Origin of the sequence: Clavibacter michiganensis subsp. tessellarius (genome assembly GCF_021922985.1) — a bacterium.
Taxonomy (GTDB): Bacteria; Actinomycetota; Actinomycetes; order Actinomycetales; family Microbacteriaceae; genus Clavibacter; species Clavibacter tessellarius.
The window spans coordinates 2,106,260-2,120,304 of sequence record NZ_CP040788.1; the positions used below are offsets into that span (position 1 = coordinate 2,106,260).

12 protein-coding genes are annotated in these 14,045 nt (G+C 69.6%); 8 read left to right on the forward strand and 4 right to left on the reverse strand.

What is annotated here, in order from left to right; genetic code table 11:
• The first annotated feature begins 76 nt into the window (after nucleotides 1–76).
• Nucleotides 77–781, forward strand: a complete 705-nt coding sequence (locus FGG90_RS09735) for an SDR family oxidoreductase (protein ID WP_094127578.1) — start codon at nucleotides 77–79, stop codon at nucleotides 779–781.
• 87 nt (nucleotides 782–868) lie between these two features.
• Here FGG90_RS09735 and FGG90_RS09740 read toward each other — a convergent pair whose 3' ends face one another.
• Both FGG90_RS09740 and FGG90_RS09745 read right to left on the reverse strand, forming a co-directional pair.
• Nucleotides 869–1,246 (reverse strand): hypothetical protein, encoded by a 378-nt coding sequence (locus tag FGG90_RS09740; protein WP_094127574.1) that lies wholly within the window; start codon nucleotides 1,244–1,246, stop codon nucleotides 869–871.
• A 100-nt stretch (nucleotides 1,247–1,346) separates the two neighbouring features.
• Nucleotides 1,347–1,958: a hypothetical protein gene (locus FGG90_RS09745; protein ID WP_094127571.1), complete on the reverse strand. Its 612-nt coding sequence runs from the start codon at nucleotides 1,956–1,958 to the stop codon at nucleotides 1,347–1,349.
• Between the two features lie 196 nt (nucleotides 1,959–2,154).
• Here FGG90_RS09745 and FGG90_RS09750 point away from each other — a divergent pair, with 196 nt between their 5' ends.
• From FGG90_RS09750 to FGG90_RS09765, 4 genes are all read left to right on the forward strand, one after another.
• Nucleotides 2,155–3,171: a glycoside hydrolase family 26 protein gene (locus FGG90_RS09750; RefSeq protein ID WP_094127568.1), complete on the forward strand. Its 1,017-nt coding sequence runs from the start codon at nucleotides 2,155–2,157 to the stop codon at nucleotides 3,169–3,171.
• A 112-nt stretch (nucleotides 3,172–3,283) separates the two neighbouring features.
• Nucleotides 3,284–4,684 carry a glycoside hydrolase family 26 protein gene (locus FGG90_RS09755; RefSeq protein ID WP_094127565.1) on the forward strand — a complete coding sequence of 467 codons (1,401 nt, stop codon included), beginning with the start codon at nucleotides 3,284–3,286 and terminating at the stop codon, nucleotides 4,682–4,684.
• Between the two features lie 127 nt (nucleotides 4,685–4,811).
• Nucleotides 4,812–6,122, forward strand: coding sequence for an alpha/beta hydrolase (locus FGG90_RS09760; RefSeq protein ID WP_094127562.1), 1,311 nt, complete (start codon nucleotides 4,812–4,814; stop codon nucleotides 6,120–6,122).
• Nucleotides 6,123–6,521: 399 nt separating this feature from the next.
• Nucleotides 6,522–8,231 (forward strand): ATP-dependent nuclease, encoded by a 1,710-nt coding sequence (locus FGG90_RS09765; RefSeq protein WP_094127559.1) that lies wholly within the window; start codon nucleotides 6,522–6,524, stop codon nucleotides 8,229–8,231.
• Nucleotides 8,232–8,291: 60 nt separating this feature from the next.
• Here FGG90_RS09765 and FGG90_RS09770 read toward each other — a convergent pair whose 3' ends face one another.
• Nucleotides 8,292–9,431 (reverse strand): glycosyltransferase family 9 protein, encoded by a 1,140-nt coding sequence (locus tag FGG90_RS09770; RefSeq protein ID WP_094127556.1) that lies wholly within the window; start codon nucleotides 9,429–9,431, stop codon nucleotides 8,292–8,294.
• Between the two features lie 76 nt (nucleotides 9,432–9,507).
• A complete protein-coding gene (locus FGG90_RS09775; protein WP_237583293.1) occupies nucleotides 9,508–10,581 on the reverse strand; it encodes a LacI family DNA-binding transcriptional regulator in 1,074 nt (357 codons plus the stop codon).
• Between the two features lie 110 nt (nucleotides 10,582–10,691).
• On the opposite strand from FGG90_RS09775, the gene FGG90_RS09780 reads away from it, so the two are divergent.
• The 3 genes from FGG90_RS09780 (at nucleotide 10,692) to FGG90_RS09790 (ending at nucleotide 14,000) form a co-directional block, all read left to right on the forward strand.
• A complete protein-coding gene (locus FGG90_RS09780) occupies nucleotides 10,692–11,633 on the forward strand; it encodes a carbohydrate ABC transporter permease (RefSeq protein ID WP_094127551.1) in 942 nt (313 codons plus the stop codon).
• Between the two features lie 2 nt (nucleotides 11,634–11,635).
• Nucleotides 11,636–12,586, forward strand: a complete 951-nt coding sequence (locus tag FGG90_RS09785) for a carbohydrate ABC transporter permease (protein WP_094127549.1) — start codon at nucleotides 11,636–11,638, stop codon at nucleotides 12,584–12,586.
• Between the two features lie 61 nt (nucleotides 12,587–12,647).
• A complete protein-coding gene (locus tag FGG90_RS09790; protein WP_094127546.1) occupies nucleotides 12,648–14,000 on the forward strand; it encodes an ABC transporter substrate-binding protein in 1,353 nt (450 codons plus the stop codon).
• Nucleotides 14,001–14,045 lie beyond the last annotated feature (45 nt).

Sequence of the window (14,045 nt, forward strand, 5' to 3'; positions counted from 1 at the left end):
CTGATCCCCTGATCCGCACGACTCCCCCGAACCTCCGCGCCGAACGGGCGCGATCCGCATCACGGAAGGAACACCCATGACCGACTCCCCCCGCCCCAGCACCGGCCGCGTCCTCATCACCGGAGGCGCGTCCGGGCTCGGCGCCGCGGTCGCGCAGGCGGTCCTCGCGGCCGGCGGCGAGCCCATCGTGCTCGACCTCGACACCTCGAGCGTCACCGGCATGGAGGCGCACCGCATCGACGTCTCCGACACCCGCGCCACCGAGGCGCTCGTCACCGAGATCGCGCAGAAGCACGGCGGGCTGGATGCCGTCGTCACCGCGGCGGGCATCGACCGCTGCGGCCGCCTCGTCGACGTCGCCCCCACCGAGTGGGAGAAGGTCATCGGCGTGAACCTGATGGGCACGGTCGCCGTCGTCCGCGCGGCGCTGCCGTTCCTCACCGTGTCGCACGGCCGCGTCGTCACCGTCGCGTCGTCGCTCGCCATCAAGGCCGTCTCCGACGCGACCGCCTACTGCGCCTCGAAGTTCGGCGTGCTCGGCTTCACGCGCGCGCTGGCTGCCGAGACGAAGGGCGAGGTCGGCGTGACCACGCTGATCCCCTCCGGCATGAAGACCCACTTCTTCGACGACCGCGACCCGAAGTACAAGCCCGGCTCCGACGCGAACCTCAACGACCCGGCGGCCGTCGCCGACTCGGTGATGTTCATCCTCGGCCAGCCCCGCGGCTGCGAGATCCGCGAGCTCGTCATCACCCACGAGCTCGAGGACAGCTGGCCGTGAGTCGCGGCTGATCCACGCCCCGCGCGCATGAGACGAGTCCGGCCCCGCATCGCGCGGGGCCGGGCTCGTCTCGTCCGTCGGGATCCGTCAGTGCATCGTCGCGAACCGCGTCATGATCTGCGCCGCCACGTTGAACCCGACGATCAGCACGATGCCCGTCGCCGGCGCCCACCACGCGTTCACGCGGCGCGTGCGGCAGACGACCGTCGCGACGAGGGAGAGCACGAGCACGGCGATGGTGCCCACCACCCAGAGCCGCGACGCCAGCTCGCCGAGGGGGTAGTCGCAGCCGGGCGTGGCGCAGACGACCGGGGTCCAGCTCGCGACCACCATCGCGATGAGGCCGGCGAACGCGAGCGCCCCCTCGGTCACGAGCAGGATCATCGCCAGACGGGCGTCGTACGGCGGCCGGATCGGCTCCGGCCCGGCGAGGCTCGGGCGCTGCATGGTCTGCTGCTGGCTCATCGTGTCCTCCGTCGGAGTCGGGCCCGCGCATCGGCGGGTGTGCGTGACGCTAACGGTGCGGAGTCCGGCGCGGAAGGGCCTTGCGGGATGGGATCCGGACTCAGCCCGGCCGCACCAGCGTCACCCCGCGGTCCGCCGAGAACCGCGCGAAGTCCGCCACCCCGAGCCGCGCATCCGCCGCTGTTGATCCCACGCCCGACGGGTTGTGGAACGTCGCCGTCTCGCCGTCGAACGCGTGCACCAGCACGAGGTGCCCGCCGCGCCGGGTCGCCGGCCGCTCCGGGTACCGGATCTCCGACGACACCGACGCGAGCACCACCCGCCCCGCGCCCACCTCGGCGAGCAGCGCGGGCACGGCGATCCGCGGGTGAACGACCGCCTCGATCCCGAAGTCGTCGCGCACCCACTCCGCGAACGGCCGGTAGTACAGCCCGCCGACCTCGTCGCCGTCGCGGGTGAGGGCACCGCGGGCGACGGCTCGCGTGATCAGCTCGTGCATGCCGAGCGCGCCGGCCGCCGGGATCCACGCCCGCAGCACCGACCGCAGCCCCGCGAGCCCGCACACATGCCGCGACCAGAAGAGGTACTCGTCTTCCGACGGGTAGCCCTCGGTGCGCCAGTCGAAGGACCCGGCCGGGCTCTCGCCGCGCTCGATGAGCGGCGCGTTGCAGGCGAGGTCGCCCCACTGCGACTCGTACGGGTACGTGGTCATGCGCGCTCCTCGGGTCGGATGCGTCCCACGGTCCCACGTCGCAGGCCGGCGGGCGGCACGGCACAGCACCACGGGTCCCCGTCGGCCCCACCCGCCCATCACCTGACCGTCCGGCCGTGAGCGGACATCGGCCGCGGATCCCTGGGGAGCGCGGGATAGCTTCCTGGGAGCGGACATCCGCAGAAAATTGGACACCATGAAGCACGACCCCCGCACCATCCGCACCGCGACCACCCTCCTCCTGGGTCTCGCCCTCACCGCCGGGATCCTCACCGCGGCATCTCCCGCCAGCGCCGCGACCAGCGGCGCCGCGAGCACCGCGCCCACGGCCGTCACCGCCGCCCCCACCGTCTCCGACGCGCGGCTCCGCTTCGGTGTCGCGACCCCCGGCGGGCCGACCGCCGGCGGCGAGCTCGACCAGGTCGCCGCGCAGGTCGGCGAGGACCCGAGCATCGTGCTCTCGTACGCCGACTTCACGCAGGCGCCGCCCATCCAGGCCCTCGACGAGGTCCGCGCACGGGGCGCGGAGAGCCTCCTCACGTGGGAGCCGTGGAAGGCGGGAGCTGGCGTGGACCAGCCCGGCTTCTCGAACGCGAGCATCCTCGCGGGCGACCACGATGCGTACCTCCGCGAGTGGGGCACCCAGCTGGCCGCCTGGGGCGGTCCCGTCTCCCTCCGCTACGCGCACGAGATGAACGGCGACTGGTACCCGTGGGCCGAGGGCGTCAACGGCAACGCGGCGGGCTCCTACGCCGCCGCGTGGAAGCACGTGCACGACGTCGTCGTGGGCCAGGGCGCCACCAACGTCCGCTGGGTGTGGACGCCGAACGTGCCGTACACCGGATCCACCCTCCTCGCCGGCCTCTACCCGGGCGCCGGGTACGTCGACGTCGTCGGGCTCGACGGCTACAACTGGGGCACCGGCGTCGCCGGCCGCGCCTGGGTCTCGCCGTCCGACCTCTTCGGCTTCGGCCTCGAGCGGCTGCGCGCCGTCGCGGCGGGCAAGCCGATCATCATCGCGGAGACCGCGTCGTCCGAGGTCGGCGGATCGAAGGCCGCCTGGGACACCGACCTCGTCGCGTTCCTGCAGGCCCAGCCCGACGTCGTCGCCTTCGTCTGGTTCGACATGGACAAGGAGGCGGACTGGCGCATCGGCAGCTCCGCGTCCTCCACCACGGCCATCCGCGACGCGCTCGCCGCCCGCCGCGTCTGATGGCCGCTCAGCCCCCGTCATCGGATCCCGTCGCCAGACGGACATCCGATGGACGGCGGGCACCGAAGAACATACGATCGCATACATCCATCGGGGGAAGGACCCTATCGCCATGCCCACTCGCCGCCGCCTCAAATGCGCTGTCGTCACCGCCGTCGCACCCGCGGTCGTGACGGCGACCGTCCTCGTCGCTCCCGCGGCCGCCACCCGCGCCGCCGCGGCGGAGACCGTGCCCACCGCGCCCGCCGCGATCGTCCTCTCCGTCGCCTCCGGTCCCGTCGGGACGCCCGTGACCGTCACCGGCACGGGCTTCGCCGCCAAGAAGGCCGCGGTCGTCGCCGTCGGGTCGACCACGAAGCGCATCACGACCACCGCCGCCGGCCGCTTCACGACCGCCGTCGCGATCCCCCGCACCTCGCTCTCGACCATCAGGATCACCGCGACCGCGGGCACGCGCTCGGCCGCGTCCACGTTCACGGTCACGCCGGCGAAGTCGAGCGGATCCGCCCGCCTCGGCGCCCCGGCGCCCGCGCCCACGACGACCCCCGCCCCGGCCGCGACGCCCGTTCCCGCAGCGACCCCCGCGCCCGCTCCCGCGACGACGCCGGCCACGCCCGCCGCCTCCGCGCCCGCCGCCTCCTCCGCCCCCGCCATCAGCTCCGCGCGCCTGCGCCTCGGCCTCTCGACCCCCGGCGGGCCCACCGCGAACGGCGAGCTCGATGCGGCATCCGCGGAGCTCGGCGAGAGCCCGTCCATCGTGATGAGCCACGTCGACTTCACGAACCCCGCCCCGATCGCGGGCCTGACGAGCGTCGCCGCGCGCGGCGCCGACAGCCTCCTCACCTGGGAGCCGTGGAAGGGCGGCGCGGGCACGAGCCAGCCCGCGTACTCCAACGCGCGCATCATCGCCGGCGACCAGGACGCCTACATCCGCTCCTGGGGCGCCGACCTCGCGAAGTACGGCAAGACCGTCTACCTCCGCTACGGCCACGAGATGAACGGCAACTGGTACCCCTGGTCGGACGGCGTCAACGGCAACGCGCCCGGCTCCTACGTCCAGGCGTGGAAGCACGTGCACGACCTCGTCGTCGCGCAGGGCGCCACCAACGTGAAGTGGGTGTGGAGCCCGAACGTGCCCTACCCGGGATCCACCGACCTCGCCTCGCTCTACCCGGGCAGCGACCAGGTCGACGTCGTCGCGCTCGACGGCTACAACTGGGGATCCGCGCCCGGCCAGCGCTGGACGGATCCGGCCGCGCTGTTCGGCCCCGGCATCGACCGCCTCCGCGCGGTCGCGCCCGGCAAGCCGCTCGTCATCGGCGAGGTGGCGTCGAGCGAGGTCGGCGGATCCAAGGCCGCGTGGAACCGCGACCTCGTCGCCTACCTGCAGGCGCAGCCCGACGTGCTCGGCTTCGTGTGGTTCGACTTCAAGAAGGAGGAGGACTGGCGGATCGACAGCTCGGCCGCCTCCGCCACCGCCCTCCGCGACGCGCTCGCCCTCCGGCGCGGCTGATCGCGCGCATCCGGGTCCCGCACAGTCACCGTCCAGCTCGCGCAGGGGCGTCACGAGGAGAGCGCGGCCTACGATCTGACCTGCGCGCCTCCGACCCGACGGTGGCGCGCGTGATGAGGAGGCGGTGGTGACCCGAGCGCACCGGCGGCGCGAGACCGCGCTCGCCCTCGCCGCCGTGCTCGTCGGCCTCGTGATCCTGCCGGCCCCGCCCGGATCCGGCGTCGAGGGGGGCTTCGCGCAGCTCGACCGCTACGCCGCCCTCACCGCGGTGCAGGCCCAGCGGATGATCCAGGCGCACCCGGCCCTCGAGCTGCAGGTGATGGACGCGTCGCCCGAGCGCGTCGTCTCCTGGTGGGCCGCCAAGGACCGGAAGCACCAGCGCGCGCTCATCCGCAGCTCGCCCCAGCTCGTCGGCAACCTCGACGGGATCGACTACGCCTCGCGCGACGCCGCCAACCGGCGCCAGCTCCGCGCCGAGCTGCGCACGGAGCGGGAGGCGGTCGCCGCACACCCCGACGACGCCGACGCGCGGGACAGCCTCACCGCCCTCACGGCGATCCGCGACGCGCTCAAGCCGGCGGCCCGCGCGGGCGGGCACGCCGAGCCGCGGCGCTGGCTCGTGTCGCTGAGCCATCGGGATCCGCCGCTCGCCGCCATCGCGGTCGGCGACCTCGACACCGCCCGCCAGGTCACCTTCACGGTGCCGGGCATGGGCACCTACACCGACGACATGCAGCTCTGGACCGAGACCGCGCAGAACGTGTTCGACGCGCAGGCGTCGGTCGGCGCCCCGGCCGCGCACGCCGTGGTCGCGTGGATCGGCTACCGCACCCCGCCGCCCGGCGTCGACGCGACGCTCGGCGACTACGCGGAGCGCGGCGCCCCGCTGCTCGCGAGCGAGATCGCCGGGCTGCATGCGGCACGGCACGGCGGCGACCTGGCGAGCGTGAACGTCATCGCGCACTCGTACGGATCCACCATGGCCGCTGACGCCCTCGCCGCCCGCGACCTCGGCGTCGACTCCTTCGTCATGCTCGGCTCGGCCGGCGTCGAGGACGGCATCGCGGACGCGCGCCAGCTGCACGCCCGCCACGTCTACGCGGGCGAGGCGGCGGACGACGACGAGGCCGAGTGGGGCCGGCTCTCCCGGCAGGATCCGCGTGCTCCCGGCTTCGGCGCCACCGTCATCTCCGTCGACGGGGATCCCGCCCGCGGACTCCTGCCCGTCACCACGCACGCGCCCGTCCTGCACTCGCGGTGGAACGACGACCCGGACTCCCGCGCCTGGTCGACCATCCGCGATCCGGCCGAGCGCGCCGCCGAGTTCGCCGCGCACGAGAAGACGTACGGCTACCTCGACGCGGGGACGGAGTCGCTGCGGAACGCGGCGATCGCGACGACGCCGCACGCGAGAGAGCGGCTCGACGCGGCGGGCTGAGCGCAACCGCCGGCACGCCTGCCGCATGTCGAACCGCCGATGCCTCATCTTGATCATCGCCGAAGCCGCCTCGATCGCGTTCGCGGTCACCGGGTCACGGGTGCGCTCGGGCTGCTTCTCGACGCCTGAGAGGTCGCCGCCTCAGACCGACACGCGCTCCCCGAGCGACGCCTGCCGCGACTGCTCCACGTCGACGTGCATGTCGTCCGCCGCGCGTCGACCACGTGCGACGGGTCGCCTAACAGCGCTCCGCCGCCCGGCCGACTTGTGTCACGCCGACGCCGCAAACAATTAGGCGTGACCTGATCCCCAGCGCGAAGGCGCCCGCCCTGAAGCGGTGGCAAGCTTTCGCTTCACGGCCAGACAACGCGAAAGTCAAAGAGTGCGCCATAATAAGTTATGGACTTCCTCGACGGCTTCGCGTTCTCCGGTTACAGAAGTTTTGCTTCAGAGGGACTCGCAGTACTGCATCCTCTTCGCAAAGTTAATTTGATTGCCGGACAGAATAATGTAGGCAAATCTAATGTAATGAGAGTCTTGAAGTCCGCATTCGGGGTAGAACGAGGTGCCGTGGGTCCATTCGATAGACCCCATGGAGACGCAGAGCAGACCATTAGGAAACTGCAATATTTCACCTTCGAATCCATCATCGCATGGCCCGGATCTGCGCACCTTCTGCCTCATCTGAAGCAATATCTTCTAGACTTACTGACTAAGTTTGCCGCACAAACCGAACTGAGTCACGATGGTGGTCTTTGGCTGCAGATAAATGATAGCGGATCCATCGATTCGGACGCGCTCCGGGCGGTCTCGCAGAAAGTTGGCGACTCAATACAAACGCGCGAGCTTGCTCTCGCAATCTCCGGCCAAAGCAGTAGCCGTAGAGGTGAGGATGGACATTTTGTGCTTGAACGAATATTTGCTCACATGCCACCCACCCCAACCTCACACATTATTGACGGCGTCCGCGCCATTTCGGACGACAACGAGGAGGCGCCGGACCTAAATGGTCGAAGTATCAAAGGTAGGCTACTGCGGCTTCAAAACCCGCCGACGAGCCGACTAGAAGATAAGCATCTCTTCAACGCTATCCAAGATTTCGTTCGAGCAGTTCTGGACGACAGTAGTATCACAATAAATATTCCCTATGATTTATCGACCATTCACATAACACAAGATGGCCACACGTTGCCGATCGAGAATCTGGGGACGGGCATTCACGAGGTGGTTATAATTGCCGCGGCATCTACTATTCTCGGAGATTCCATCGTCTGCATAGAAGAGCCTGAAGTGCATTTGCACCCAGTACTACAGAGGAAGCTGCTCAGGTATCTAGCCGAGCACACATCGAACCAGTACTTCATCGCGACACACTCGGCTCATATTTTAGATTCAGGCATAGGGTCTATTTTTCACGTTACTCGGACAGCAGGCGCCTCGGCCGTGACGTACGCGGGCTCCGCCAACGGACGAGCGGCGTTATGCGCGGATCTTGGATATCGCCCCTCGGACCTAGTTCAAACCAATGCGGTACTATGGGTAGAGGGTCCATCCGATCGTATTTATTTGAAACATTGGATTGACTCTTTTGCACCAGGGCGGTTCATCGAGGGCATACACTACTCGATCATGTTCTACGGTGGCGCGCTACTCAAAATGCTATCTCCACTAGATATTGAAGAAATCGACGAGTTTATTTCACTCCGAAGCCTGAACAGATATATGCTTGTCATGATGGACTCTGACAAGAAGCTCGAGAGCGCGGAGCTGAATGACAGCAAAAAGAGAGTAATCAATGGGCTGGAAGGCGACCCCGAGTGCAGCCTAAGCTGGGTGACGGCCGGATACACGGTAGAGAACTACATTCCACAAGTCGCACTTGATGCCGCCGTACGTATAGCTCACCCATCCACAAATGGCAGAACCTTCACTTCTCAACGTCGATATACCAATCCTCTGTCGGGGCGGCGACTCGGGGTTAGTCAGCCGAGTAAAGTGGCGATCGCGAAACAAGTTGTGGCAGCAGGATCCCCCACTTGGACCTTGGACCTCGAGTCGCAAATTCGGGCGACTATTGCCCTAATAGAGCGAGCTAATATTCAAGCGTAGGCGAAGTGTAGTAGTCAATATTTCCCAAAGGACTCTACTGAAAACCGGGTGTCTCGCATATCAAAGTAGAATCGAGATCTGAGACAGCGACGCCCGCCGCAGCTGCTCCACGTCCGCGTGCACGTCGTCCACGCGCACATCGGCGACGTGCGACGGGTCGTGCGCGCAGCGCTCGGCGGTCCAGCCGACCTGGGTGACGTCGACGCCGCAGACCGGGCAGCGCGTGGTCCAGCCGATGTGGATCCGGTGCCGCGTGCGCCCGAACGCCGCCGCGTTCACGACGTTGCCGAACCAGAACACCCCGACCGTGCGCGCACCGACGGCCTGCGCGAGGTGGCGCGGGCCGCTGTCGTTGCCGAGCACGACGTCGGCGTGCGTGAAGAGGCCGGCGAGCTCGCCGAGGGTCAGGGAGTCGGCGAGCGAGGTGATCCGCGCGGCCTGCTCCGCGGGCAGGCCCTCCCGGCCGAGCGCGACGATCCGGTCGGCGTCCGCGGCGTCGGTCGCGTCGCCCACGACGACCACCTGCGCGTCGTCGGCGGCGGCCCGCCGCGCGACCTCCGCGAACGACTCGACCGGCCATCGGCGGCGCGGGTCGGTGGCGCCCGGGTGGATCACGACGAGCCCGCCCGGCGCGCCCGTCACGTGCTCGGCCGCCGCGGCGCGCTCGGCGTCGGTCACCTCGACGACCGGCTCCAGGTCGGCGACGGGCGCGCCCGCGAGCCCCGCGACCTCGAGCCCGCGCAGCACCTCGTGCTGGTAGTAGACGTACGGGATCACGCGCTCGAGCCGCTCGGCGTCGTCGGTCGCCGTGCCCACGGTGTGCCGCGCGCCGAGCCGCAGCAGGAACGGGTTGGAGTTGCGTCCGCCGCCGTGCACCTGCACGGCGAGGTCGAAGCGGCGCTCGCGCATCCGGGCCGCGAACGCCTCGACCTCCGCGGGGTCCGGATCCGTGCCCGGCACGTCCCGCACCCCGTGCGCGACCGGCAGCACCTCGATCTCCTCGGGCGCTCCCGGGCGACCGGCCAGCAGCGCGCGGTGCAGCGGCGTGCCGAGCAGCGTGATCCGCGCGCCCGGGTACGCGGCCCGCAGCGCCGCGATCGCGGGCAGCGCGAAGATCAGGTCGCCGAGCCCGCCGCCGCGCAGCACGGCGATGGAGCGGACGCGAGGGAAGGTCTCGTGGAGCGGGGCGACGACGGGCACGGGCGGGCCTCCTGGTCGGGCGGGCGGGTCCCCCTCCCCGTTCCCCGCGGCGGGCGGGTCGAAACGGGGGCGCCCGTCAGGTCGCTTCGGCGGGCCGGGCGTCCGCCCGCGGCGCCGCCGCGCTCTCGCGCACCACGAGCCGCGTCGGCACGATGCGCTCGCCCGAGGGCTCGCGGCCGTCGAGCATCTCCAGCAGGACCTGCATCGAGCGGCGGCCGATCTCGGTGAAGTCCTGGTGCACGGTGGTGAGCGGCGGCCAGAACGAGCTCGACTCCTCGGTGTCGTCGAAGCCGACCACGCTGATGTCGCCCGGCACGTCGCGCCCGAGCTCGTGCAGCGCGTGCATGATCCCGAGCGCCATCTGGTCGTTCGCGGCCACGATCCCGGTGATGTCGGCGCGCTGCCCGAGCTCCTTGCCGATGCGGTAGCCGGACGCGGTGGTCCAGTCGCCCTGCGCGGGATCCTCCGGGGAGAGCCCGGCGTCGACCATCGTCGCCCGCCACTCCGCCGCGCGCCGGGCCGCCGAGTACGAGGTGGACGGGCCGGCGACGTGCACGATCGCGGTGTGCCCGAGGTCCAGCAGGTGCTGGGTCACGAGGCGCGTGCCCTGCTCCTGGTCGGTGTCGACGACCACGAACGGGTCGCCCGCGTCGGAGTCGATGATCACGACGGGCAGACCCACGGGGATGATGACGTCGGCCCGGTCGAGCATGTGCGCCTCGATGATGATGACGACCCCGTCGACCGCCTCCTCCTGCAGCCGGCTGAACGCACCGGCCACCTCGCCCTCGGTGGGGTGCGGCACGGGCATCAGCGTGATCGTGTAGCCGGCGTCGGACGCGGCCGTGACGATCGCGTCGAGCGTGCGCATGTTCCCGAGGGTCGAGAGCGTGAACATGATGATGCCGATGCTGCGGAAGCGGCCCGTCTTCAGCGCCCGGGCCGCGCTGTTCGGCCGGTAGCCGAGCTCGGCCATCGCGTCGACCACGCGCTGGCGGGTCGAGGCCTCCACGTTCTGCGCGCCGTTGGACACGCGGGAGACGGTCTGCGCGGAGACCCCGGCGTGCGCCGCGACGTCCGCCATCGACACGGTGCGGCCGCCGGGCGTGCGCCGGCCACCCGACTTGACGGCCGACGGTGGAGATGTCATGGTTGCGAGCATCACAGATGTTTGCGCAAACACCCAATCCTCCCGAGGTGGGTGACAGCCCACCCCCCATGGGCTAGGAGCGCCGCGATCCCCCGACGAAGTGGAAGCACATGACGACGATGTCGACCTCGGCCGCCCGGCCGAAGGCGCCCGACGCGGCCCGCCCCAGCGGTCCCCCGATGCGACGCGACAAGCGACGCTGGACCGGTCTGGGCTTCGTGGCCCCGTTCCTCGTGGTCTTCCTCGTCGTGCTCATCGCGCCCGTCGGCTACTCGATCTACCTCAGCCTGTTCCAGGAGCGGATGATCGGCGGCAACTCGTTCGTCGGCATCGACAACTACGCGCGCGCCTTCCAGGACGCGAAGTTCTGGGAGGCCCTCGGCCGCGTCGCGCTGTTCCTCGTGGTGCAGGTGCCGATCATGCTGTTCGTCGCCCTCTTCGCGGCGCTCGCGCTCGACTCGGCCCGCCTCCACCTCACGGCGTTCTTCCGCATCTCGATCTTCCTGCCCTACGCCGTCCCCGCGGTCGTCGCCGCGCTCATGTGGGGCTTCATCTACGGCAACCGCTTCGGCCTCGTCGGCAACCTCGAGCAGGCCACCGGCTGGGACCTGCCCGACCTGCTCTCGCAGAGCTGGATCCTCGCGTCGATCGGCAACATCGTCACGTGGGAGTTCGTCGGCTACAACATGCTGCTGTTCTACGCGGCCCTCCGCGTCATCTCGCCCGACCTCTACGAGGCCGCCGAGCTCGACGGCGCCGGCCCCTTCCGCATCGTCACCGGCATCAAGCTGCCCGCCATCCGCGGCGCGCTCGTCATCGGCGTGATCTTCTCCATCATCGGCAGCTTCCAGCTCTTCAACGAGCCGAACATCCTGCAGACGCTGGCGCCGAACGGGATCAGCTCGTTCTTCACGCCGAACATGTACGCCTACAACCTGTCCTTCGCGGGACAGGAGTTCAACTACTCCGCCGCCATCGCGATCATCATGGGCGTCCTGACGATGGTGGTCGCCTACGTGGTGCAGCTCGTCGGCACCCGGAAGGACAGCTGACCGTGTCGACCCTCACCGGAACCCCCCTCGCCGCGCCCGACGCCGGCACGCCCGTCCGCGACGCCCCCGCGGAGCGCTCCCCCAAGCGCCGCAAGAGCGCCGGCGCCCCGCGCGAGCGCCGCAGCATCGTGCTCACCATCGTGATGTCGCTGCTGCTGATCTACTCCGTGCTCCCGCTCTTCTGGCTCCTGGTCAACTCGACCAAGACGCAGGACGCGCTGTTCAGCTCGTTCGGCCTCTGGTTCTCGGGCGACTTCGCGCTGTGGGACAACATCCAGGGCGTGCTCACGTACGGCAACGGCGAGTTCGTCCGCTGGCTCGGCAACACGTTGATCTACGTGGTGGTCGGCGCGGGCGGCGCCACGCTGCTCGCCACCCTCGCGGGCTACGGCCTGGCGAAGTTCGACTTCCCGGGCAAGAAGATCGTGTTCGCGGTGGTGCTCGGCGCCGTCGCGATCCCGGGCACCGCCCTCGCGGTGCCGACCTTCCTGCTCTTCAGCCAGATGGGCCTCACGAACACCCCGTGGGCGATCATCCTCCCGTCGCTCATCAGCCCCTTCGGCCTGTACCTCATCTGGACCTACGCGGTCGACTCGGTGCCCACCGAGATCCTCGAGGCGGCCCGCATGGACGGCTCGAGCGAGCTCCGCACCTTCTTCACGATCAGCCTGCGGCTCCTCAGCCCCGGCCTCATCACGGTGCTGCTGTTCTCGATCGTCGCGACCTGGAACAACTACTTCCTGCCCCTGATCATGCTGAGCGACTCCCGCTGGTACCCCCTCACGGTGGGCCTCAACCAGTGGAACGCGCAGTCCACCACCGTGGGCGGCCAGCCGATCTACAACCTCGTCATCACGGGCTCTTTCCTCGCGATCATCCCCATCGTGATCGCGTTCCTCTTCCTCCAGCGCTACTGGCAGTCCGGCCTCTCGGCCGGCGGCGTCAAGGCGTAGCGCCCTCCGACAGCTCCACCGCACCTCCCCTCACCACCACGAAGAAGTGAAAGGCACCACCATGTCCATCTCGTTCCCCCGCAGGGCGAAGCGCGCCATCGCGCTCGGCCTCGGCATCGTCCTCGCGGGCTCGCTCGCGGCGTGCTCCTCCGGATCCGGCGGCGCCAGCGCCGACTCCGCCTCGGCCGACGACCTCGCCAAGGCCCTCGACACGCAGTCCTCCATCACCGTCTGGGGCTGGGCCCCGGCCATCAAGCCGATCGCCGAGGCGTTCGAGAAGGAGCACCCGAAGGTCACGGTCGACGTGCAGAACGTCGGCACCGGCGCCGACCAGTACACGAAGCTCCAGAACGCCATCAAGGCGGGCAAGGGCGCTCCCGACGTGGCGCAGATCGAGTACTTCGCGATCCCGCAGTTCGCGCTCGGCAAGTCCCTCGCCGACCTCTCGGGCTACGGCTACACGGACCTCAAGGACCAGTTCACGGCGTCGACCTGGAACGCGGTCACCGAGGGCGACGCCCTCTACGCGCTACCGCAGGACTCGGGCCCCATGGCGATGTTCTACCGCCAGGACGTCTTCGACAAGTACCAGATCGCCGTCCCCACCACGTGGGACGAGTACGTGGCCGCCGCGGAGAAGATGCACGCCGCCGACCCGAACCAGTACATCACCAGCGACTCCGGCGACGCCGGCTTCACCACGAGCATGATCTGGCAGGCCGGCGGCAAGCCCTACAAGGTCGACGGCGACAAGGTCACCATCGACATGCAGGACGCGGGCGCCAAGAAGTACACGGCCATGTGGAACCAGCTCGTCGCCAACGGCTCGCTCGCCCAGACCCCCGGCTGGACCGACGAGTGGTTCCGCGGACTCGGCGACGGATCCATCGCCACGCTGATCACCGGCGCCTGGATGCCCGGCAACCTCGAGGCGCAGGCCACCGCGGGCTCCGGCCAGTGGCGCGTCGCCCCGATGCCGCAGTACACCGCGGGCGACACCGCGACCGCGGAGAGCGGCGGATCCTCCATCGCCGTCATGCAGCAGTCGGCCAACAAGCTCGTCGCGGCGGAGTTCGCGAAGTTCACCACCGCGAACGAGGAGGGTCGCAAGATCTCCTTCGACGCCGGCGGATTCCCCTCCACCACGGCGGACCTGAACAGCCCCGAGTTCCTGTCCGAGGCGCCCGAGTACTTCGGCGGCCAGAAGATCAACGAGGTGCTCAGCGCGGCCTCGAAGGAGGTCGTCCCGGACTGGCAGTACCTGCCCTTCCAGGTCTACGCGAACAGCATCTTCAGCGACTCGGCCTCGTCGGCGTACTCCGCCGGCACCTCGCTCGACCCCGTCCTCGAGGCGTGGGGCAAGGCGGCTGCCGAGTACGGCCAGCAGCAGGGCTTCTCCGTCGACGTGAAGTAGCGACCCGCACGACCTGCACGACCCGAGGGGAGGTGCGACGCGAGT

Coding starts and splice junctions, on each gene's coding strand:
- FGG90_RS09735 (WP_094127578.1), top strand. CDS start 77: ATGACCGACTCCCCCCGCCCCAGCACCGGCCGCGTCCTCATCACCGGA.
- FGG90_RS09750 (WP_094127568.1), top strand. CDS start 2,155: ATGAAGCACGACCCCCGCACCATCCGCACCGCGACCACCCTCCTCCTG.
- FGG90_RS09765 (WP_094127559.1), top strand. CDS start 6,522: ATGGACTTCCTCGACGGCTTCGCGTTCTCCGGTTACAGAAGTTTTGCT.
- FGG90_RS09790 (WP_094127546.1), top strand. CDS start 12,648: ATGTCCATCTCGTTCCCCCGCAGGGCGAAGCGCGCCATCGCGCTCGGC.
- FGG90_RS09775 (WP_237583293.1), bottom strand. CDS start 10,581: ATGACATCTCCACCGTCGGCCGTCAAGTCGGGTGGCCGGCGCACGCCC.
- FGG90_RS09745 (WP_094127571.1), bottom strand. CDS start 1,958: ATGACCACGTACCCGTACGAGTCGCAGTGGGGCGACCTCGCCTGCAAC.
- FGG90_RS09755 (WP_094127565.1), top strand. CDS start 3,284: ATGCCCACTCGCCGCCGCCTCAAATGCGCTGTCGTCACCGCCGTCGCA.
- FGG90_RS09740 (WP_094127574.1), bottom strand. CDS start 1,246: ATGAGCCAGCAGCAGACCATGCAGCGCCCGAGCCTCGCCGGGCCGGAG.
- FGG90_RS09780 (WP_094127551.1), top strand. CDS start 10,692: ATGACGACGATGTCGACCTCGGCCGCCCGGCCGAAGGCGCCCGACGCG.